Annotated in this window: 17 protein-coding genes; 8 read left to right on the plus strand and 9 right to left on the minus strand. The window is 37.3% G+C overall.

The genetic code is table 11. From position 1 onward, the window contains the following. Positions 1–90: 90 nt before the first annotated feature. A complete protein-coding gene (locus CNR22_21115) occupies positions 91–2,094 on the minus strand; it encodes a hypothetical protein (GenBank protein ID PBQ34163.1) in 2,004 nt (667 codons plus the stop codon). A 222-nt stretch (positions 2,095–2,316) separates the two neighbouring features. On the opposite strand from CNR22_21115, the gene CNR22_21120 reads away from it, so the two are divergent. Then, complete coding sequence (locus CNR22_21120) at positions 2,317–3,150, plus strand: 3-deoxy-8-phosphooctulonate synthase (GenBank protein ID PBQ34164.1); 834 nt, start codon at positions 2,317–2,319, stop codon at positions 3,148–3,150. Positions 3,151–3,340: 190 nt separating this feature from the next. Further along, positions 3,341–3,976, plus strand: a complete 636-nt coding sequence (locus CNR22_21125; protein PBQ34165.1) for a hypothetical protein — start codon at positions 3,341–3,343, stop codon at positions 3,974–3,976. Between the two features lie 55 nt (positions 3,977–4,031). Here the strand turns inward: CNR22_21125 and CNR22_21130 are convergent, their stop codons facing one another. The 6 genes from CNR22_21130 to CNR22_21155 all read right to left on the minus strand — a co-directional run bounded on the left by CNR22_21130 (position 4,032) and on the right by CNR22_21155 (position 13,514). Beyond that, positions 4,032–4,391: a hypothetical protein gene (locus CNR22_21130; protein ID PBQ34166.1), complete on the minus strand. Its 360-nt coding sequence runs from the start codon at positions 4,389–4,391 to the stop codon at positions 4,032–4,034. Beyond that, positions 4,391–6,301 (minus strand): cytochrome C peroxidase, encoded by a 1,911-nt coding sequence (locus CNR22_21135; GenBank protein ID PBQ34972.1) that lies wholly within the window; start codon positions 6,299–6,301, stop codon positions 4,391–4,393. Before CNR22_21135 ends, CNR22_21130 begins: the two co-directional genes overlap by 1 nt. Before the next feature lie 86 nt (positions 6,302–6,387). Continuing rightward, complete coding sequence (locus tag CNR22_21140; protein PBQ34167.1) at positions 6,388–8,844, minus strand: hypothetical protein; 2,457 nt, start codon at positions 8,842–8,844, stop codon at positions 6,388–6,390. Between the two features lie 233 nt (positions 8,845–9,077). Next, positions 9,078–9,710 (minus strand): DNA-binding response regulator, encoded by a 633-nt coding sequence (locus CNR22_21145; GenBank protein PBQ34168.1) that lies wholly within the window; start codon positions 9,708–9,710, stop codon positions 9,078–9,080. A 7-nt stretch (positions 9,711–9,717) separates the two neighbouring features. Continuing rightward, positions 9,718–12,702 carry a hypothetical protein gene (locus tag CNR22_21150; protein PBQ34169.1) on the minus strand — a complete coding sequence of 995 codons (2,985 nt, stop codon included), beginning with the start codon at positions 12,700–12,702 and terminating at the stop codon, positions 9,718–9,720. A gap of 113 nt (positions 12,703–12,815) precedes the next feature. Beyond that, on the minus strand, positions 12,816–13,514 hold the full coding sequence (locus tag CNR22_21155; protein PBQ34170.1) for a 7-carboxy-7-deazaguanine synthase QueE: 699 nt from the start codon (positions 13,512–13,514) through the stop codon (positions 12,816–12,818). A gap of 172 nt (positions 13,515–13,686) precedes the next feature. On the opposite strand from CNR22_21155, the gene bshA reads away from it, so the two are divergent. Together bshA and CNR22_21165 are read left to right on the plus strand one after the other, a co-directional pair. Further along, a complete protein-coding gene (gene bshA / locus CNR22_21160; protein ID PBQ34171.1) occupies positions 13,687–14,826 on the plus strand; it encodes an N-acetyl-alpha-D-glucosaminyl L-malate synthase BshA in 1,140 nt (379 codons plus the stop codon). A 122-nt stretch (positions 14,827–14,948) separates the two neighbouring features. Further along, positions 14,949–15,335 (plus strand): Co2+/Mg2+ efflux protein ApaG, encoded by a 387-nt coding sequence (locus CNR22_21165; GenBank protein PBQ34172.1) that lies wholly within the window; start codon positions 14,949–14,951, stop codon positions 15,333–15,335. A 52-nt stretch (positions 15,336–15,387) separates the two neighbouring features. Here CNR22_21165 and CNR22_21170 read toward each other — a convergent pair whose 3' ends face one another. Both CNR22_21170 and CNR22_21175 read right to left on the minus strand, forming a co-directional pair. Beyond that, complete coding sequence (locus CNR22_21170; protein PBQ34173.1) at positions 15,388–15,801, minus strand: hypothetical protein; 414 nt, start codon at positions 15,799–15,801, stop codon at positions 15,388–15,390. A gap of 77 nt (positions 15,802–15,878) precedes the next feature. Next, positions 15,879–17,051, minus strand: coding sequence for a hypothetical protein (locus tag CNR22_21175; protein ID PBQ34174.1), 1,173 nt, complete (start codon positions 17,049–17,051; stop codon positions 15,879–15,881). Here CNR22_21175 and CNR22_21180 point away from each other — a divergent pair. The 4 genes from CNR22_21180 to CNR22_21195 all read left to right on the plus strand — a co-directional run bounded on the left by CNR22_21180 (position 17,029) and on the right by CNR22_21195 (position 23,262). After that, on the plus strand, positions 17,029–17,961 hold the full coding sequence (locus tag CNR22_21180; protein ID PBQ34175.1) for a protease: 933 nt from the start codon (positions 17,029–17,031) through the stop codon (positions 17,959–17,961). The two genes, CNR22_21175 and CNR22_21180, sit on opposite strands and share 23 nt — an antisense overlap. 9 nt (positions 17,962–17,970) lie before the next feature. Further along, a complete protein-coding gene (locus CNR22_21185; protein PBQ34176.1) occupies positions 17,971–20,166 on the plus strand; it encodes a hypothetical protein in 2,196 nt (731 codons plus the stop codon). Between the two features lie 73 nt (positions 20,167–20,239). Next, entirely contained in the window at positions 20,240–22,273 is a 2,034-nt protein-coding gene (locus tag CNR22_21190; protein PBQ34177.1) for a hypothetical protein, read from the plus strand. Then, positions 22,270–23,262 (plus strand): hypothetical protein, encoded by a 993-nt coding sequence (locus CNR22_21195; protein ID PBQ34178.1) that lies wholly within the window; start codon positions 22,270–22,272, stop codon positions 23,260–23,262. Before CNR22_21190 ends, CNR22_21195 begins: the two co-directional genes overlap by 4 nt. The last annotated feature ends 6 nt before the right edge of the window (positions 23,263–23,268 follow it).

The following is a 23,268-nucleotide window of genomic DNA, read 5'->3' on the forward strand; positions in this document are numbered from 1 at the left end:
ATTAATGAGTTAAAGTAGGCTTTTGTAGTGACTGGAATAAAATGCAGAAGATTTATTTTACACAATGTTGTGTTTATAGGCCTAAAAAATCTAGAATCTTAAGCCCATAACCATAACGTCATCCGTTTGTGGAAGTCTTTTTTTCCATGAAATAAGTTCGCGCTTAAAAAGAATTTTTTGTTCCTGCATTGGTAACTTATAAATTGATTGTATGAGCTCCTTAATTTTTGTTTTTTTGTATTTTTTGTTTAAAGGCCCGCCAAACTGGTCTTGCAAACCGTCCGAAAATAAATAAAGACAGTCGCCAGACTGAAGTTGAACGCTGGAAGTCTTGAAACATTTTTTATCATTTTCAAAAAAACTGTAGCCAATGGTTGATTTTTGAATATCGAGAGGAATTATTTCTCCATCTCTTACCAATACTTGCTGAAATTTCGCAATGCTGTAATCGAGTACATAAGTTTCTTTGTTAAAAGAGAAAATTCCAATGTCCATACCATCTGCTACAATATCGTTCCGGTTTTTACCGTGAGCCAGAACCTCATTAAGGTCTTTATCAAGTAAGGTCATTATTTTTCCGGGATCGGTATTCTTAAGTTCTTTAATGTTTTTGTATAAGGTGTTAATTCCCAAAACACTCATAATGGCCCCTGGAACTCCGTGTCCTGTGCAATCGGAGGCCAGGAATACTATGCGGTCTTCTGCAAAACCTTCCACTCTGCTGGTTCTGTAAACAAGGTAAAAATCTCCTGACACAACATCCTTTGCTTTTGAATAGATAAAACTGTCCGCAAAACATTCCTTGAGTTTGGTTTTTCCGGGTTGCAATGCTTCTTGTATGCGTTTAGCATAGCGAAGGCTTTCCTGAACATCCTGATTTTTTAAAGCCAGTAGTTGTTTTTGTTCATTGAGCTCTGTGTTTTTTGTAAGGAGGGTTGCGTACTGTTCTTCAATCTGTATTCTTTGCGCTTCAATTTCCTCTTTTTGTTGATTGATCGCCAGGGTGCGTTCCAAAACTTTCTCTCTGAAAAAGTTTGTGAAAATGTGTATTTCCTGAGCCATTTTAAGAAAGTTAATGTAAATAGAGTGAAACTCTTTTATTTTAGAGCGCTTGAAAGTCAGGGAATCGAGGCTAAATCCAGAGTTTATATATTTGTGAAAAGATGAGGAGATGGATCTTACAGATTTGGTAATGAGTTGCGTGAGGAATATAATGGTTAAGATGAGAAAGATGATTAAAATAACAACAACCATTATAGTGTCTTCTGCAAGCTTTTGTTTATGTTCTTTTTTAATCAGGAGAATTTCATTATCCATATCCTCAATTAGCAAGGCGATCTTATCAAAAATTTGCTTTGAAGTGTCAAGATAACCGCTGCTTCCTTTGGTGCCAATTTTGCTTTCTATACGTACAAGAATTTTAAAGTATTTCGTGTAATAATAAAGGTTGTTGATAAGGAAATTTCGCTCAAGGGGTTCAAGTTCTGTGCTCTCGTTTATAAATTCGATAAAGTTTTTTGTTACCATGTTAAATTGGTGCACATACTGAAGGTCTTTTCGCAATAAAAAGTCTTTCTCGTGCTTTCTCAAAACGAGACAAAAATATTGTACATCTTTATTTTTAAAGTTATAGATCTGATGAGCAAATTCCCTCATCTTTCCCTCCAATCCATAATTTTTAAACCCCTTTAATTTATATAAATAAATTAGTTCGTTGTAAGTGTTTTTATACCCAGAGAAATAGTTCTGGATTGCATTTATTTTCCACTCTAGTTTATAAGCGTCGGTAATGCTTGATTTTTCAAGATATCTGAGAGCCCGCTTTGTTTTCTTATTGAGGTCACTGAATTTTTTTTCGGGTGCTGAAAAGGCTTCACTATAAAAAGTAGAGTCGTTAAAATCACCAATTAAAATATCTTCTTTTAACTTATTTGTTTCTAGTAAAAGAATACGTGTTGTTTTTAAATTGGAGTGGTAATCTTCCAGCTTTTTAGAGGTATTTATTGAGTTAATAAAAAGAAAAATTGCAATGAGGCAAATGAGGAGAATGGCTGAAAAGGAACAAATGAGCCAGAATCTTAAACTAGTGAGCATGGCCGTAAAAGTAGCTTACTTAAGTACTTTCCTTGTTAAGTAAAAATTACCTAAACTTCATCAAAGTGTTTGTTTATGAAGAGTAGGTAGAATTTTGACGCTTCAAGATTAAATTATTTAATGTTATCTTTGCAGCTGTATTTTAGTCGAGTGCCAGTTTATTGTAGATCAATGATGGAAATATTCGGTTTAAATCAAAATTTAAAAACTATATAAGTACATATGAAAAAAATAGTAAAAGTTGGAGATATAAATTGTGGTTCTGATGAGCTTTTTTTAATTAGTGGTCCTTGTGTTATTGAGGACGAAAAAATCATGATGGACACTGCTGAAAAATTAAAAGAAGTAAGCGCTCGTCTTAACATTAAAATTATTTATAAATCGAGTTTTTTAAAAGATAATCGTAGTAGTTTAAAATATTATGATGGTCCGGGACTGGAAAAAGGGATGAAGATTCTTGCGAAGGTAAAAGAGCAGTTCGGCTTTCCCCTGATTACAGATATTCACGAAAGTTATCAGGCAGCAATTGCAGGAGAAGTTTGTGACGTTCTTCAAATTCCTGCCTATCTGTGTATGCAGAGCAGCCTCATAGTAGCTGCTGCAAAAACCGGGAAGGTGGTAAATATTAAACACGGTCAATTTCTTGCACCAGATAATATGAAACATCCGTTGCAAAAATGTATTGAGGCGGGAAATGATAATGTAATTCTAACAGAGCGCGGTTATGTATTCGGATATAACGATCTTATTGTTGATCCACGTGCTTTTTACCATATGAATAAATTGGGATATCCAGTGGTATTCGACGTAACCCACTGCGTGCGTAAGTATGGTATTCCAAGTTCAGATGCAAAAGGTGGAGCCCGTGAATTTTTACCCGTATTAGGCAGAGCAGGAGTAGCCAGTGGAGTGGATGGGTTATTTGTAGAAACTCATCCCGATCCTTCTACAGCTTTGTGTGATGCAGCCTCACAACTTTGTGTTTATGACCTTGAAGAGTATTTAAAACCACTTATTGAACTCCATAACGTGGTGAGGAAATATCCAAATCATTAAAAAAATAATTGGTGCCACTTAAAGAGCCGCGGAGAGATCTGCGGCTTTTTGTTTTTTTATGCTTTGAGGAATTTTATCTACGTGTACATCTTCTGCGAAACTTTTTTCCTTGAAAAGCTTTGAAAATGCTATGATTTGATGGTTGGCATAGTTTTGTTATTGAATAGGCAGCACTATTTAATTTGAAATTATGAAAAAACTAATGATAATAATTGCAAGTGTAGCCTTTATGGCAAGCTGCAACAGTAAAGATAAACAGAACGCTGCAGCGCAGCGCATGAAACAAGCTACCATCGATTCTATTTCTTATGCAAATAAGCAACAGCGTACTATAGATTCGCTACAGGCTTTGACAAATGTATCACTGTCAGCGGGCATACAGGAAGAAAGCCCAGCGATGGTTCCTTTAACTCCGGGGCATGAAAAAGTAGCTCCCAGGAAAAATATACCGTCCGTTGGTTCTCAGCCAGCAATAAATACACCTAAAACAACTAACAACGCACCCGCTTCTCAGCCACAAACAAATTCGCCTTCTGGCTCTACTGTGGCACCTGCAGATAATTCAACTGTAGCTTCAACACCTGAGAAGAAAAAAGGCTTAAACAACGCCGCCAAAGGTGCCATCATAGGGTTAGGAGCGGGTGCAGCCGCCGGTGCTATTATTGGTAAAGAAAATCGCGGCAAAGGCGCCATTATAGGAGGCGTTGCCGGGGCCATTGGAGGTGCTGTAGGTGGTGCAGTACTTGATAAACGTAAAAAGAACAAGGCTGCTGAAGCTGCCAAAATTGATTCGCTTCGCCAAGACTCCATCAGAAGGTCTAAATAAAACTTTTTGAGCTACCTGCAAAAGGAATGTTTTCATTTCGCAGGTAGCTCATTTTTTATAATTTATTTTTTTTCTTATAGCTTAAAAATGTCATTATGATGCCTAGCTCTTCTTCGGTTACAAGAGAGTCGGGCATACTTGTTTCGTGACGGGCGTTAGAAACCCTAAGTGTGTACCCGGTTAATTCTTCGGGTTTAAAATCAGGAATTACATCTCTGCCTTTCACTTTAGTAGTATGACATCTGCCACAACTCATGTTATATAGAATTAAACCCTGATCGCAGCGTTTAGCATATTCCACTTTAACATGTGGCAACATAGCCTCCGGTAATTCGTACTGAATTCTTTTTTGAGAGCTACAAGCTACAATAAGCAGGATAGCTGCACACAAATAGGTGATGTAAATTAGTTTCATTAGTATTCGCCTCCCACTTTTCGTTTATTTAGAGTTTTTATTTTGGATTTTGGTAAAGTGTCTGGGGCTTTTTCAAAGGGGATCACCTCAGTGAGAGATTTCATAAAAGCAAGGAGGTTAGTTTTTTCTTCCTTAGATAAGTGTAAAGAGTCGGAAGATAATGTTTGATTTGGCACGTTTAAGCCACGGCCAGCACCGCCGCCAGCATCATAAAAATCAATTACCTGATTTAAATCCCTAAATACTCCGTTGTGCATATAGGGTTTGGTTTTCTCTGCATTACGAACGGTTCCTGTTCGGAATGCGTTTAAAGTTTGTTCTGATGGATTTACAGTGTATCTTCCCTGGTCTCCGCTTAAATAATTAAAGCTACTGTCTTTAGGAACCCCAATAACTTCAAATTCAGATCCCACATAGGGAGGCTTAACACCATTAAACTGAGGCGCAAAATGACATGTGGCGCACTGGGCCTTACCCATAAACACATTAAAGCCTGCCATAGCGTCTTTGGCCAATTCTTTATCATCGTTTATGGCCATGTCAAATGGAGCATTGTACCTGCTAAATTTGCTGTAATACATGGTTATTGCGGACGTTATATGATCCATTGATATTTCGGATAGTTGGGGAGTATATTTTAGCAACTCTTTAAATCCATTTTTGTAGTCGTCGCAGCTGAGAATTTTTTTGAGGACATCTTTTTCTGCGCAGGAGAGCTCCAGTGAGTTTGTGATCACAGCCCGTGTCTGATCTTGCAAGGAAGTATGAACACCATCTGCCATCAATAAATGATTGTAATTAGCGTTTACCAAAGTTGGGGAGTTGCGTGGTAAGGCGCTTTTACCATCAAATTGAAGTGATGTTGCCGTTAAGGTGTCTGTGAAGAATTGCTCGGGCTTGTGGCAGGAAGCGCAGCTTCTCAGATTATTTCCAGATAGAATAGGGTCGTAAAATAGAAGTTTTCCAAGGTTATCAATTTCTTCTAAAACTTTTTCATCATAAACTCTTACAAAAACTCCCTTGGCGTTTTGACCTTTGTAAAGCGATTTACTGAAAATAGAGGTCGCACTTTTACTTAAAGAATAATCAACATAACTTTTTGTTACAACTTTGTAATCTCTTATCAATTGCTGGTTTTTAGCAAAAAGAGGATTTACAAATTTTTTTATAAAAGTGAAGTGATCAAATTCAAGATTATCATCCGGTTGTGTATTTGCGAAAGTAATAGCCTCCTTGTAAAGCGTCAGATAAGATTCTGAAAGTGCGTTGGCAGGAAAACTTTCATTAAAAGATAGGTAAGTTGAATAAGTATTTCCCAACATTATTCTGAGCTCAGGAATTATTCTTTCAGGATCGGGACATTCAAAGCCTGTTGTATAAATGGCTGCAAGGTTTAATAAAAATAAACGGTTGCATAAATAGAAATGGTCGAAGGTTTTAAGGTGAACGGTGATAGAATCTTCATTATAAATTTGTGAGGCTTTAAGTGAAGATTGCATGAGGTTGAAAACTGAGTCTTTAGATATAGTTTCTTCCTCAATATAAAGGCCGGCTAATGTTAAGCCTGCGCCTTCGCGCCTGTAGGGTTTTTCAAATTTTTCAAAAACTTCTGTTTCCCATTCTACGGGTAGGGGACCGTTAATTTTTTTATAGGATACAGGTTCTAGATACCGGAACCAGAAATCCATTTTTTTTAAATCCATTCGAACCAAATTGATCTGAGCTTTTATTTTTTTTCGTGCTTCAGCCGAACTAAAATCAGTTGTACGAATACTGCTTAACAGTGTGGATTGTTTTTTGTTAAACTCGGTTAACCCTTTAAAATAACCAAGTGAATAATTTGTTTGTTGCTGATCGTTCTTAAAGGAAAAAGTAACAAATGTAATTACAAGAAGTAGGGTAGCTATTATGGCGGTTTTAGTTGACAATGGTAATGACTTTTATAAGAATAACCGGACATGTATTTCATGTCCGGTTATCATAATTTTTAAAATGTTTAGTGAATTACAACTAACTTAACGCTAGCTGATTTGCTTCCGTTATTCAGTTTTACAAAGTACTCTCCGTTTTTTAATGAAGAAGTATTTAAAGTAATTTCTCTTTGTCCTTTTTCAAGATCTTTTTCTAAAGAGTTGATTACTACTTTACCTTGAATGTCGAATACAGTTACAGCTACGTGAGCGTTATCGTCAAGATTAAATCTTAAAGTAGCTTCGTCTTTTGCTGGATTAGGGTAAAGACTAACAAAGTTTTCTGATTTTGAAAGTGATTTAATGCCAACGTCTTGTAAGCTTTTTCCTTCAACCATGAACGTGTAAATACTCTCATCAGAATCAGAACTATTTACAGCGATGGAAGCAGTATGAGTTCCAACAGAGGTAGATAAGTATTGCACTGTGAATTGTTTGGTTGCATTAGCAGCAAGAGTTACAGGGAAAGTAGATGGATTAACGAATGTGAACATCGCTGCATTATTTCCGTTAATTGACATTCCAGTAAGGTTTAAAGTCCCTGTTCCAGTATTTTGAATGGAGAATTCTTTAGTTACAGCTGTGTTGTAAATTACTGAACCGAAATCTGTATTATCGTTTGCATTGATAGCAGTATTTCCGCTAACGATGTTTACGTTATTACCAGTTAAGTTAATTTCAGGAGCAACACCAGAACCTTGAATCGCGTAAGAATAACCAGACTCGTTAAAATCATTATTGTTTATAATTATTTTTGCGTTGCTGGTTCCTAAAACTACAGGAGAATATTGAGCATAAATAGTTTTTGATGCATTTGCCGCGATAGTTGTAGAAACAGGTGAGTTTACAAATGTAAAATCTCCTGCGTTAGCACCTGAGAAACTTAAACTGTTTATATATAGTACACCAGGTCCTGCGTTTTGAATAACGAAAGCTTTCTGCACAGAAGAACCAAGATTCACAGATCCAAAGTTAGTATTGTCGTTCGCAGTTACTGCTGTATTTCCAGTTGGAATATTTACTGCATTTCCTTGAACGTTAATTTCAGGATTTGAAAGTGCAGCAGCTGAATTATACAATGTCATTAGCTGCCCGCCTTCTACCAGAGCACCAGGTTGTGCATAGTGAGCCTGGTCAACAATTAAAAACATACCCGCACCTAATACGTCTTGAGCATCAAGAATGCCAGAAGCTTCTTCGTCAATAGTTAAAAAGTTTGCACCACCTGTCATAAAACGTGTAGTATCGTGTTGAGCAAAAAGACTGAAATTATCTGTAGCGAGTTTGTAATTCCAAACTTTTCCATTGTGTGCATTGTTTCCAACATCTTCAACAAGCATCATGTTACCATAATGATCAATAGTGATATTGTCTAACATTTTTTGACCTTCAGTACCATCTAATACAGTAGTAATAGTGCCTCCCAATTCAGGATTGTTGATGTCAGTAAAACGAAGTCTCCAAACACGACTTGGACTTGCAAAAGCATTTGTTGTTGCAAAATAAAAGTCTCTTGGATTTGAAGGATCCCATGCTCCATCTTCCGGACGAAGGAAGTTTGTAACACCAACGTTATTGCTGTTAGTGTTTAATGTTGCACCCGTTTGATTAGAAACGTTTCCGAGGTCAATTAAGTTAAATGTTGTTCCAGCATTTGGAAAGCCCGTGCTTACTTCATTTAATAAACCTAAAACAGCAACTCCGTACAGTTTACCGCCTACTAAACCAGCTTTAGTTATTTCATTCCCAGTGCTGCTTTTTGTACCGATGTATACGTAAACTTGTCCCGGAGTAGCATCATCTAGTCCAACAACAATCGTTTTATCACTCGAATAAGGACATGCAACCTGATTTTCGAATGACGCTTTTCCTAAATGAGGAAGCTCATAAGTATTACCGGCATTAGGTCCAGTGGCAATGTGCGCCAAAGCACGACCTTCAGTTCCTGACTCTTCGCCATTCATGAAAATCCGTTCTTGTGTTCCCTTTCCTGAAGCAGCATTGTAATAAGCCGAAACTGCGGGAAGGTCAGCCGAACAAAAACGTCCGAATGCTGCTAGTGTAGAGGTGTTAGCTGCATTGTAAGTAGTGTAAGTTGTTCCAGTCCAAAGATTGATGTTTTGCATGAGGTCAGCACCACTCACTACTGCTAAGGTTGATTTATTAATAACCCATTTTGAGATAAATGCTCCAGGTTGACCGTGAGCGCGGGCAACACCAGCGGTACTGCCAAACTCATGATTCATTAATAAAGTGAAGGTTCCGTCATTGTTATCGTAAGCTCCTAATCCATCAGGAGTTCCGCACATAGTGTAACCACCAACTGAGCTGCTTGTTGTAAATATTGAAGTAATTGTTGAGCCAGCTGCCAAAGGCTGAAGGTAAGGTGTTTGTGAACTGCTTGGTCCTGTAACAATTGTCTGCGCCATAGCAGAACCGATTATTCCAAAACCCATCATTAAATGTGTTAGATTTTTTTTCATAGAGGTTTAATTAATTTTATGCAGCAAAACTACCCGCACAGTCCAACCCCAGCATTAGTTCAGTTTAATGAAATTATTAAGAATAGCATCTGAAACAAGGTATTGACTTCACTTAATTACAATTAATTTACATTGTAAAGAGAAGTTTACCTACGGCAACGTTACCGGAATGAATTACAGGCGTCTGATTTTTAGACCGTTTACCTTACGCTGATTTTTAGTAAGGTATCTACTTAGATATATTTATTATTCTTGGCTTCTTTAATGGCATCCTCGCGCGAATGAACATTCAGCTTCACATAAATGTGTTTGATATGTGATTTAACGGTTTCAAGATCTATAAACATTTCTTTAGCGATCTTGCTACGACTTTTTCCGTTTGCAACCTGCTCAAGAATTTCTGTTTCGCGTTTTGTAAGGGGAGAATTTTGATTTTTATGAAATGATTTAATAACAATCTTAGCCACGTTCATACTCATTGGCGCACCACCGTTAACTACTTCTTGTATGGCGTCCATTATTTTTTCTGTACTGTCGCTTTTTACGAGATAACCAGCAGCTCCTTTAGTTAGAGCATTAAACACATTATCTTCGTTCTCATACACCGTCAACATTAAAATATGTGTTTTAGGTAAAAGTGTCTTTATTTTAGGAATGGCGTCAACACCTCTAATACCCGGTAATTCAATATCCAGAAGAATTACCTGTGGTTCGTCGGCGGCAAGGTTTGGCAGGGCATTTTCCACGCTGGAATAGGAATTAACAATTTTGTATTTTTCTGAAGCGTTAATCAGATAAGTGAAACCGCTTCTTATGGTTTCATCATCTTCTATGATTACAACTTTAATAATGTCCTGGTTTTCCATAGCTGAATTAAGTAAAAATATCTTTTAAAATAAAATGTAATTGCGTTCCCTTTGCGGCCTTCGAGTCCGTAAGCATCATTCCATTCATCCGGTCGGCACGGTTTTTCATGTTCTTTAATCCGTTTCCATTTACCGCAAGTTGTTTATCAAAGCCTGTTCCACTATCCCGTATAAAAATTTCAAGATCATTATAAACAGTCAACGAGATGCTTACATTTACACAATCTGCGCTTGAATGTTTTAAAATGTTACTGTAAGCTTCTTTAAAGATCATCGTTAGGTTCCTACTGTAATCCAGCTTGAGCTTGAGTTTGGTATCTGGATCAATTGTATGACTGAAATTAAAATCCACTTGCGTTTCCTGGAAAAGCTCATTGCCAATGTCTTTGATGTGCTCAACGATTTCGTAAAGCCCATCATTTTGCGAATTTAAAGACCAGATAATGTCTTTTGATCCATTATACAGCGTGCGTGTGTTTTCTTTAATCTGCATTACAAGGTTACTAACGTCCTGCTCTTTGCCGCTTATTTTCGATTTTAAGATATCTGTCAGTACAGAAATGCGTGTCAGGCTGTTGCCCATTTCATCATGAAAATCTTCTGCCGTACGCTGACGAAGCTTCATGAATTCTTCTTCACGTATTTTTTCTAAAATCTCCTTTGCTTTTTGTTTGCGTTTTTGTTTTCCGCGGGTAAACACATAAGCTATCAAGGCCCCTGTTCCTAAAAGTAATAAGATAACTATTAATTGAAAGAGCCGGGTCTGGTAAAATGCTTTTTCAATTTCAAAAGCATAACTTATTTCATTAACAGAAACAGCTCCTCCTTTAGTTAGCCCTGTCACCCTTAATGTGTATTTACCCGGAGGAAGGGCAGGGTAGATGATATAGGGATTGTTGGTGGTTGTGAAGTTTTTGTCAATACCATCAAGTTTGTATTTATAAAAAACATCTTCAGGATTTGTAAAGTAGATAGATCCTAATTCAAAAGTGAGATGATTTTGTTTAGAATAAAGTTTTAAACCCTGAGGAATATTAAACCAGGTTCCCGAATTCTTAAAAAGGGTAGTATCTGTAATGGGCGAAGAAAATAATTTCACGGATCTTAGCAGAACAAAGGGTTTGTTTTTTTCAGCAATATTTGTAGATGGATTAAAGTGGAAAAGTCCTTTTGTTGTGCCAAACCAAAGACTGGAATCAGAAGCCTTTAACAAACAATTATGATTGCATTCCATGCCCAATAAGCCATCAGAGAGCCCATAATTTTTTATCGCCAGAATTTTTCCTTTATTGTCGAATTGTAGATTACTGATCCCGAATCCCGTTCCTATCCAGGCCTTTTGGGTTTCAGAAACATCAATGCTGTAGATGAAATTACTGGGTAATCCGTCGGCCGTTGTGTAAGAGATAATTTTATTGGTTGTGTGATTCCAATTTAAAACACCTTTGTCTGTAGTTCCAATCCAGATATTGTTCCCGTTTTTTGAAAGGCAGAGTACTGACGCATTTCCAAAAACGGCCTCGTTGAACGGTTTAATTGTATAGGTGTTATCTAATAAAAAAATGCCGTTCGAACTCCCTAAAATTACGTGCTCATTGTCAAACTGTTTTAAAGCTGTTATTAGCGCGGGCGAGTTTTTTACTTTGTAAATGGTCTCGTTTTTATCTCTTACATATAGCCCGTCGTTGCTGCCAATGAGCATGTTTCCGGTCTTGTCCTTAAGGAAAACGGTTGCGCCTCTCAAAGTTATTTCAGAATTGTTTTTTGCCTCTATCTTTTGAAGCCCGTCGTTTTTATTATAACGGTAAGCTCCTTTATTTGAAGTTCCAATCCAAACAGAATTTTCATCGTCTGCATAAAGTGTATTAATACGAGAATCGTCAAGCACCGTTTTACCATTATGTATCACAGCACTTATATCGTTATTTCTTTCAATTTTATACAAACCACCACCATAACCTGCTGCATAAATTGTTTTGTCGCGGCTTTCAGTAACACCCATTACGATAGTGTTTACGAGCCCTGAAGACTTGTCATAATAGGTAAAAGTGTTTTCACGGAATTTATAAATACCGTCGCCATTAGTGCCGAACCATAAGTTATTCTCAATGTCTTTGTAGATGTGATTTACAGAGTTGTCTGTAAACCCGCTTTTTTGATCGAAGTGCGTCAGTACAGCGCCTTCGAGTCTGTAACACCCTTTTTCTGTTGCCAGCCAAAGATTTTGTTTACTGTCTTCAGTAACGCTAAATACGTTAAGCTCAAAGGCAGAGTTATTACCCACTGTAAAAGGGGCAATTCTTTTATTTTTTATTTTTAATAATCCAATTCCCGTGCAAATTAAGGTGTCGCTATGCGTGGTAACATAAATACTTCGGATAAAAAGTTTTGCCTGTTTCTCGCCCAGATCGTTAACCAAAATCCATTTTTTATCAAAAACATAAATGCCTTTTTTAAAAACGCTTACCATTATTTGTCCCGACGGACTTTTAAAAACTGTAGTAACTCTTTCCGTCGAATCTCCTGTAACCAGAATTTTTTCAGCGGTTAGATTTTTTACTTTTATCAGAGAAAAATTATTGAGTGCATAAATGTCTCCATTTTCAATCTGAACTATTTCAGAAATGGAATATAAAAGACCGTTTAATCCTTTTATATTGGTAAACTGTTTTCCGTTGTATAAGGAAAGGCCGCCATTAGTTCCTATCCAAAGATTACCATTTTTATCACAGAGCAGGGAGTTAATATGATTTGCCACAAGCCCATCTTGAACTGTGTAGGCGGTAAATTTCTTTCCGTCAAAACGACTTATTCCCCCTTCTGTTCCAATCCATAGCTGACGGTAATTATCCTGACAAATAAATGAAGCTTGCGATTGAATAAGACCGTCCTCTACGGTCCAGTTTACAAAATTGTATTTTTGCCCGTAAAAATTTAAGGCAGCACAAAACAAAAAAATAAAACTCAGAATATGTTTTGCAACGCACTTCATTTACACGACCCGCTATAATTTCAGATCAAATCTACTAAAATTGCGGTTCACCGTCTCACTCGTTTCGGGGGATTTTAAAGTCAGGCTTAAGTAGAGATAGCTACTCTCCGGCACTAAGGAATATTCATGTACTTATGAGTCTGCAAACTAATCATCCATTTCGGATTTGATTTTACATACTCAATAATCTCAGGAACCAATTGCGCATGTTTGCTCCATTCTGGCTGCAGATATAAAAAACAGTCTTTACTCACCAGGTCAGCTTGTTCTTCGGCCCACTTAAAATCATGCTTATTAAACACAATCACTTTTAGTTCATGCGCTTTTGTATAAATAGCTTTTAACGGTACCATGGTCTTTTTTGGTGAAAGACAGATCCAGTCCCAGTTGCCGCTCAAAGTATACGCCCCGGAAGTTTCAATAAAAGTTTCGATGCCGTTTTGTTTCAGTAACCAAGTAAGCGCCTCAAGGTTGTAAATAAGTGGTTCGCCGCCTGTAACCACAACGCTTGTAGCTTTGTAAGCTAAAACATTTTCAACTATTTTTTCAATAGGAGTAAGCGGATGAATATTCGCATCCCAACTTTCTTTAACGTCACACCAATGACAACCAACATCACACCCACCAATGCGGATAAAGTAGGCGGCCTTACCCGTGTTAAAACCTTCTCCCTGGATTGTATAAAACTCTTCCATTAAAGGCAATAATTTCCCGGCTTTCAGCAGTACGTCATCGCCGGCACTTAGGCTATGTAATTTGTAATTCAAGCGCGTAAAGGTAGGGAATTGTTTTTCGTAACCCACAATGAGCATTAATAATTCTCATCACTGGTTTAGCAAATATTCACTTTATTCCATCATCTCCGTGCCGGGGTCCGTTATCTGGTGTTTGCCCGTGGCCTCCGTCACTATTCACATTAAACTAAAACTGTCTAACATTAAGTATACACGATCCGCTGCAAGAAAATCCGTAAATTTGCCTCCTATGAATATCGGAATGGTTTGCTTTCCAACCTATGGAGGAAGCGGAGTAGTAGCAACAGAACTCGGAATTGCCCTTGCAAACAAAGGTCACAAAGTGCATTTTATGTCCTATAGTCAGCCTTTTCGTTTGAACCTTTTTAACGAGAATTTATTCTACCACGAATTTAACGTAAACGATTACCCGCTTTTTGAATACCAGCCTTACGAAAGCGTATTGGCAAGTAAAATAGTAGATGTTGCTATTTACGAGCAGCTAGATGTACTTCACGTGCATTATGCGATCCCGCACGCATCAGTTGCCTACACAGCCCAGCAAATTTTAAAATCAAAGAAAATAAATCTCCCTTATGTTACCACCTTGCACGGTACAGATATAACGCTTGTTGGACGAGATCCCGCTTTTGAACCAGTTATTCGTTTTTCACTAAACAATAGTAATGCGATTACTTCGGTTTCTGAAAGTCTAAAAAAAGATACCTTAAAAACCTTTAAGATTGATAATAAGATAACGGTAATTCCCAATTTTATTAATATCAAAGATTACGAGGAAAGCAAAGAGTACTGTATTAAACGGAAATACGCTCCAAAAGGCGAAAAAATTTTAGTGCACATAAGTAATTTTAGAAAAGTAAAAAGAATAGAAGACGTTTTAGGCATTTTTGAAAACGTGAGAAAAGAAGTGCCTACTAAGTTGATTTTTGTAGGTGATGGTCCTGAAAAGTCACACATTGAGCAGCTTTCAAGACAAATGAATTTACAGCACGATATTATTAACCTTGGTAAGATTACCGACCCTAAAGAAATATTAAGTGTTGCTGACCTGTTTATTTTACCTTCGGAAACAGAAAGCTTTGGTTTGGCAGCTTTAGAAGCTATGGCCATGAAAGTGCCTGTCATTAGCACCAATAGCGGAGGCTTGCCAGAAGTAAATATAAACGGCAAAACCGGTTTTTTAAGTAACGTGGGAGATGTGAAGGAAATGTCGGAAAATGCCGTACGGTTATTGAAAGATGATACACTGCTGGCACAATTTAAACAGAATGCCTTTAACCAGGCTAAACAATTTGATATTGAAAAAATCCTTCCGCTTTATGAAAAGGTTTATAATGAGCTGCTTGTGAGAGAATCTATCAGTCAATAAGTGTTTAGTCTGGTATAATTTTTGTTACTTTTAACTATAAGAAGCACGGTGTATTGGGTAAGCGTTAAAAAAAATATTTGCTGGCTTTTTAGAGCGAAACAGTTTAATTTTGTAGGAAGATCATGGTAAAGACAAGTACTCACAATATCGAAATTTCTGTAGAAGTAAAATATTGGCCGCAGCATAGCATGCCAAAGGAGAATCACTATTTCTTCGTTTATTTCATTACTATCGAAAATAAGAGTGATTTCTCAGTTCAATTATTGAGAAGACATTGGGATATTTTTGATAGCATTGGTGAGAGCCGCCAGGTAGATGGCGACGGAGTTGTGGGCGAAACCCCTGTGTTAGAGCCAGGTCAAAAATTTGAATATAACAGTGGTTGCAACCTCACCAGTGAAATGGGACATATGAAAGGCTACTACACGCTTTTGAAACTGTTGGATGGTAAAGAATTTAATGTGGAAATTCCAAAATTTGAACTTATTGTGCCGGCTAAAATGAATTAGTTGTTTTAGAATAAAAGAATAGAAAAAGCCGGTGATGAGCCGGCTTCTTCATTTATTTAATCTTGTAACCAGGATTCAATTCAAGTATCTCTTCATAAATTCCATCATCTTTTCCGGGTAAAAAACCGAAAGGCTCTGAACTAAGGTCGGTCATTTCTAGAACATTGTGAATTTCCTCACTTACCCAATAATCATAAATGTCTTTACTTATTACCACGGCTGTGGCTTTTAATCTTCTAGCCAGGTTGTGTTCGTTAAAAGCTTCCAGTTCGGCGGCAGTTATGGCTTCTTTAAAAGCAAAATGTAACCAGCCAACTTTTTTACTCAAGCTTACAAGCCCAAAATACTGGATTTTACTTTCCGTTTTTTTGGACGTCGATTTTTTGGAAGCTTTTTTAGACACCATAGCTATCGGGGCTTTTGCAGTGACTTTCTTCGCAGACTTTTTTACGGTTTGTTTCTTCATAAGAGATTCGGTTTTTGTGAAAGTAGTTTAAATTTTTTTAAATGGAAGAACTTTTCTTATTAAGAAAAAGAGATTAATTAACGCTGTGTATCTTTACAGTATTGATCATACAATTTCACTGCCATTTCATCTCCAAGGCCATCTGCCTTACCAAGATCTTCGCAGGCGCCCCGCTTGTCTTTACTGGCCATCTTAATAGCAGCTCTGTTCACATAAGCTCCAGCGTAATCGAATTTTAATTTTATAGCATAATCCAAATCTTTTAAAGCTTCTACGTATTGTTTATTTCCCCCCTTCGCAACACCTCGGTAACAGTAACTTACCGGGTTTTTTGCATTCAACTTTATGGCATGGTCCAGGTCACTAATGGCTCCTGAATTATCATTTTTGTTAATTTTTGCAGCACCCCGGGCCACTAACGCTTCTTCCTCTTCTGGCATGCCGTCAATATAAGCGTCCCAATCTTTCACAGCCCCAGCATAATCGGCTGCTTCAAATTTACTTTTGGCCCTGAGTTTATAGGCTTTATAGTCGCGGTTTGTTTCATCCATGAGTTTGATAGCCTCGTTTAATTCCTTAATTGCATAATTATATTCTTTTTTTGCAAAGCGCACTTCCCCCTTTAACTGCATCGCGGGAATGTAATTTGACTTCGCTTCCAGGGCCGCCTCACAGGTCTCCAAGGCCCCTTTGTAATTTTTTCCTTTAAACATTAAGAGTGCCCTGTAATAAAATATCTCATGGTCGTCTAGCTTTTCCTGCACTAGAACATAAACCGCGGTATCCATCGCAACCTTTGCTTCTTTAAATTTATCGGTAAGGTAAAGCGTAATGGCTTTTAATTTCAACGACTCGAAATTCATCGGAGCTATTTTCTCCGCTTTTTCCAGGTCTTTTAAAGCATCTTTGTAATCCAGCAATTTTATTTTGGCATAAGCCGATTTATTTAGAGCTTCCCAATAATTAGGTTGTTCTTTAAGCGCTTTTTTTAAGAGTGGAAGAGCCTGCTCGTATTTTGCAGAATCGATGAGTTTTACAGCTTTTTTATAGAGCTCCTCATACCCCCCTTTTTGGGTGGTATCTTTTTTCGCTTCCTGCCCGTAACTTTTAACACATAAAAGCCAGATACCAACGAATACAAACCATTTATAAAAGCTTATTACCACGGCTATTAGCTTTTGGAAAAAAAAGATTAAATTGCTTATCTTTATACAAATATAATACCTTATGTCGTCATTCGGAACACTCATATTACTTGTTCTTATTTTACTCACATTGTTTTTTTCATTTGTGACTGTTCAGCAAGGTACTATTGCTATTACAACGATCTTTGGAAAATTCAGGCGTATTCTTCGTCCTGGATTAAATTTTAAAATTCCTTTAATTGAGCGAGTTTTCAAAAAAATATCCGTTCAAAATCGCAGTTCTGAACTTGGTTTCCAGGCAGTTACTGTCGATCAGGCAAACGTGAACTTTACAGCGATGTTGCTTTACTCGGTAATTAACAGCGATGAAGAAACTATTAAAAATGTTGCTTTTAAATTTATTGATGAAAAAAACTTCATGCAGGCACTTGTGCGTTCTGTAGAAGGCTCCGTGCGTGCTTTTGTTGCAACAAAAAAACAATCAGAGGTTTTAATTCTTAGAAGAGATATCGTAGAAGCTGTAAAAGATCAGTTGGACAGAACATTGGAAGAGTGGGGATACCATCTCATTGATCTTCAGTTAAACGATATTACTTTCGATGATGAAGTAATGCGTTCAATGGCCAAGGTAGTAGCCAGTAACAATTTAAAATCCGCTGCTGAAAACGAGGGTCAAGCCTTACTTATTACGCGTACGAAGGCCGCGGAGGCAGAAGGAAACTTTATTAAGATTTCTGCACAGGCTGAAAAAGACGCATCTCAGTTAAAAGGCCAGGGTATCGCTTTGTTTCGCCAGGAGGTAGCTAAAGGAATGGCGGGCGCAGCTAAAGAAATGGAAGAGGCGCACCTCGATTCTTCACTCATCTTATTTAGTATGTGGACAGAATCTGTGAAAAACTTTGCTCAGGAAGGGAAAGGAAATGTCATCTTCTTGGATGGTAGTGTTGAAGGCATGCAAAAAACGATGAAAGATATGATGGCATTGAATCAATTAAATCAAAATACAAAAAAATAAAATATCAAAATGAAAAAACAACTATCAAAGTTCAGCACTCTTGCCCTAGCTCTTTGTTCTTTTGCGACCTTTGCGCAGAATCACATTCAACCTTGCAACACTTTCGCTGCAATGGAACAGTACTTTGCCGAAAATCCGCAAGCGCGTGTTGAGTATGAAGCAAAACAGGTACAAATGCAGAAGGAACACCAGGTTTATAAGCAAACTCAAGCTTCAAAATCTACGAACTCTGCACCAGTATATTCAGTGCCTGTTGTTTTTCATGTATTGTATGAATGTAACGGTCAAACTATTTCTGATGCAACACTGATTGCAGCACTAGCGGAAGTGAATAATGACTATGCAAGAAATAGCGCTGATACAAACCTGATTGTTAATCCTTTTAAAACATCATACATTAATTCTGATATTAAATTAATGCTTGCTAAAAAGGATCCTAACGGAAATTGCATTAACGGAATTGTAAGACATGAAAATTCAAAAACCCACTGGAATCAGGGCACTGCCAATTCGGGTTCATTTGCTGGAAACGCCTATTGGGAGTATACCTGGGATCCTACAAAATATCTGAATGTTTACATCGTTGCTGAAATTATCCCTCAAGGTACAGTTACAGGCGGAGGAACTATAGTGGGTTACACCTACCGACCTGGCACCTGGGGAACGGGTAATGCTCATGATGCCATCGTTTATGACATGGATTTTCTGGGTGGAAATAATGGTAATGTACCAAAATCACGTTCTTTATCACATGAAATTGGCCACTGGTTTAATCTAAATCATACTTTCGGTGGTAGCAATAACCCTGGACTTAGTTGCAATACAAATGATGATATAGATGATACTCCTATTACTAAAGGAGAGTTTGGTGGTTGTGCAAATAGCCTTATTGCAACTTGTACTCAAACCAATCCAGCAATGAATGGTCTGAACAATGTGCAGAATATTATGAATTATTCTGATTGCCCTAGAAATTTTACTACAGATCAAACGGCCTGGATGCGTTCGGCACTTGGGTCAAACATAAGCGGTAGAAGCAATTTATCAACGCCTTCCACTTTAGCCTTTACGGATGTGAATGGTTCGGGCTTATGCCCTGCCAGAGCAGAACTTTATCCTACAAATTGTGCCACTATTGTTTGTAAAGGAGGTTCACTCAGTTTTAAAGATTTTTCTTCTAATGGAGTTATTACCAGCCTCACCTGGTCTGCCGATAATGGCGCTACGGTAGTAAGTCCTAATGCATCTGTTACCAGTATTAATTTTCCAAATGCGGGTTTAACTAACATTACCTTAACTGCGAGTACCGCTCAGGGGAGTGATGTTGTAACGAAATCAGTAAATGTGGTGGATAATCCTATCGGCTTTGGTCCGGTAAGTATGGAGAGTTTTGAAAATCCTGGTGTTCCTCAAGATTGGGCTGTAGTTGATGGAAGTAGTGATGGTGTAACTTGGGAACAAACTACTGCGTCGGCTTATGATGGCGCTGCCTCTTTTAAGATTAACGGATCTAACAATCCAAACGGACAATCGGATATTCTTCAAATGCCAAGAATGGATGTATTGAATAACCAAAATGGTGTTTTAACGTTTGCCTATGCTTACCGTCAATATGCCAGTAGTTACAACGATATTCTAAGAATTGAAGGTTCTAAAGATTGTGGTGGTACATGGTCTACCATTTATTCCTTAACGGGAGCTTCTATGCAAAGTGGTTCTGGTGGAATTTCTACCGATGAATTTATTCCAACGCTGGAAGAATGGAAAACTTACACTGTTTCAGCCCATCCAAACTGGCAGTCATATAAAAGTTCTTCTAATGTATTGGTTCGTTTTAACTACATTACGGGTTCACAACCTTTTGGAGGTAATATTTTTCTGGACGTTGTAAGTTTCGTAAGTGTTACAAATCCAACTACAGGTGTTGGAATTAACGAACTAACGAAAAGTGTAAGTTTAGCGCTTTACCCAAATCCTACCACCGGGGAAGCTAATTTATCTTTCAAACTTCAGGATGCGTCTCCAATAAAAATGACTGTTGTGGATGTAATGGGAAGAGAAGTGGTTCCTTCAGTTGAGACTACTTTAAGCGCAGGTGAACAGGTATTAACAGTTAACAAAGGAGCTACTCTTTCTAAAGGGGTTTATTTTGTAAACTTATCTGTGAACGGAGCAAAAATGTCTAAAAAACTGGTGATTAATTAATTCGTCTAAAACTCTTTAAAATCCCGGTAGGTTCTTCCTGCCGGGATTTTTTTTTTAGTACTTTGAGCGCCGGATGAAAGCATTTACCCAAATTCCTTTTTTTCGGATACTCCTGCCTTTTGTTGCTGGAATTCTTTTGGCAATAAATAAAGGATCTTTTTATATCCAACTGTTTTATCTTTTTGTACTGCTTATTCCGCTTACTGTTTTTAATTTTTACACGCCCGCAAAACGTTTTCACAAGTGGACCTTTATGCTTTGCGCCGATCTAATTTTGTTTCTTTTTGGATCAGTTTTGGTGTACCAGAAAGATATTACCAAATCTGATACTTACTACGCAAATCTGATGCTTCACGACACTTCAGTGACATTTATCGCAAGTATAAATGATCTGCCGGTAGAGAAGACGAAATTTATAAAGACGGAATTCTCAATGAAAGAAATGCGGTGCGGAACATCTTTCAAACAAATTACCGGAACCATTATGGGCTATTTTAGAAAAGAAGATAATTGGGGTTTACGAGCCGGACAAACCTACCTGATAAAGGGTAAGTTGGTTGAATTAAGTGCTCCCAAAAATCCCTACGAGTTTGATTATAGAACTTATCTAAATCACAAACAAATTAACCACACTATATTTCTGAATAAGTACTCGTGCACTCTGCTGCCGCTTTCAGATAAAATAAATCCCATATGGAAATTCGGTTTGAATTGTAAAGACTTTATACTTAGCCGTCTTAAAAATTCTTCGCTGGATCCGAATTCGTATGCCATTTGTGCTGCACTTATAACAGGCTACGACGATGAAATAGACAGATCGGTAATGGATGCGTTTTCACACTCTGGAACTCTTCACGTGCTTTCGGTATCAGGACTTCATACCGGGTTGATTTATCTTGCTCTTAATTTTTTCTTTAATCTCTTTGATCCGAAAAAGAAACATAAACTAATGAGATTAGTGTTTATAACCCTTAGTCTCTGGTTTTTCGCGCTGATAACAGGTTTTTCGGCGCCGGTATTGAGAGCCGTTTTAATGTTTAATCTTTTAGGCTTTGGCAAAATTTATTTCCGGGCACGCTTCAGTCACCAGCTAAATATTCTGCTGGTTTCTGCTTTTATACTGCTTATGTACAATCCCTTTCTTATTACAGATGTGGGCTTTCTTTTAAGTTATTTTGCTTTATTCGGACTCTTGTATTTTCAGCCGAAACTCTCAGCGCTTTGGAAAACTGACAACAAATTTTTGGACTCTTTGTGGCAAAGTGTTACTGCCTCCTTCGCTGCAACAATTAGTACATTGCCAATCACACTTTTTTATTTCAAACAATTTCCTTTGTGGTTTTTCATTTGCAACGTAGTAGTTGTGCCTGCTACATTTCTGATTTTACTAATGGCTGTTTTTGTAGTACTTAAACTAAACTTTTTTGCAATTCTGATAAATTACAGCATTCGGTTATTAATTGCCTTTATTAATCTCTTTAGCGCTAAGGGTTTTGGTTTTATAGACAACATTCATTTCACGTTTATAGATGTTGTTTTCCTTTCTCTGCTAGTTATTTTAATTTCCCTAGCTTTTCATTACAGAGCTTACAGACATGTTTTGCAGGGTTTACTACTTCTTATAACCTGGCAAATTTTTAGTATTATTGATTCCTATCAAACTAAAAATGAGTCTTTATTAACCGTTTATAATGTGAAAAAGAAGCGAGCTGTTTCTGTAAAAAATAAAACCTGCTTCTCTTTAAATGAAACCGATATTCCTACCTTTAATTTTAATATAAAGCCCCATTTTAATTCCTTTAATTACGCAAATCTTGATACAAAACCATTTAATTTTGTTCTAACGAAAAATCAATCGATTTTATTTTTGGATAAAGCCGGATTTTGGCCCGAAATTAAGTACCCCTCAATAACAACGCTTGTTCTATCTAATAATTTTAAGCTATTGGCAAAAGATCTCCGGCTCTTTAAAAATCTTAAAGTGCTGGTGTCCGATGGATCAAATAATAACTATGTTGCTGCCAAGACTGAGGAATTAAGTCGTAACTTTGGACTTAGTTTTTATAACACTAAACAGCGGGGGGCTTACCTCCAGTCATTGCAATGAAACTCAGAATAGGCGACAAAGTCAGATTTCTAAACGAAGTCGGAGAAGGGATAGTTTCCCGGATGAAAGACAAAAACACAGTGTATGTGGAAATGCAGGATGGTTTCGAAATTCCTTTCTTAATAAATCAGTTGGTTCCCATTCACACAGAACTTATTTTAGATAAAGATGCTGAGAATATCGAGTTAAATCCGGAAGCCCATTTAACAGATGCTATCTATTTTGTTATTGAACCAGACCATGATTTTCCTTCGTTAATAAACGATTACAAACTCTATCTTTTTAACGCTTCGTCTTTTAATTTGCTTTACACGTATTCCATTAAAGATGAAGAATACTTTCAAACACTCAAGCATGGCGAGGTGGGACCTTATCAAAAAGTGTTATTAAGGCAGGTGAAGATCCAGTTTTTTAAAGAGTATTTTTATCACAAAGTAGAATGCCTGCTTTACAAAAACACTTTCTTTAAAGCACAAACCCCTGTTGCAGAGGTTTTGCACATTACCACACAAGGTTTAATGAAAGCAAAAACAATCAAACACGATGAGTTTAAATACCCTGTGTATGGATTTTTATTAAAAGATGAATTTGCTTCTGTGCATTTGGTGGAGCCGGAATTAAATCTGGTAGATATTGAAAAGTTGAAAAGCATCAAAGAATTTCGATCAAAAGAAAAGGTTTCCAAATCATCCCGCGACTATTTAAAATCTCTGGAAAAGGAGATTGATTTGCATATTGAAGAGCTGGTTGAAAACACAAATGGCCTTAGCAATTTTGAAATGCTTAACATTCAGCTTGAACGTTTTGAAAAAGAACTGGATGAAGCGCTTGAAAAAAACATGAAAAAGCTTATTTTTATTCATGGTGTGGGCAACGGCAGGTTGCGCCAGGAAATAGCCTCCATCCTAAAAAAAACTAAAGGCGTCAGTTTTCAAGACGCTTCTTATAAAGAGTATGGTTACGGAGCCACTCAGGTAAATATTTTATAAAAGTAA

It is taken from the genome of Sphingobacteriaceae bacterium, from assembly GCA_002319075.1.
GTDB lineage: Bacteria > Bacteroidota > Bacteroidia > B-17B0 > Aurantibacillaceae > Aurantibacillus.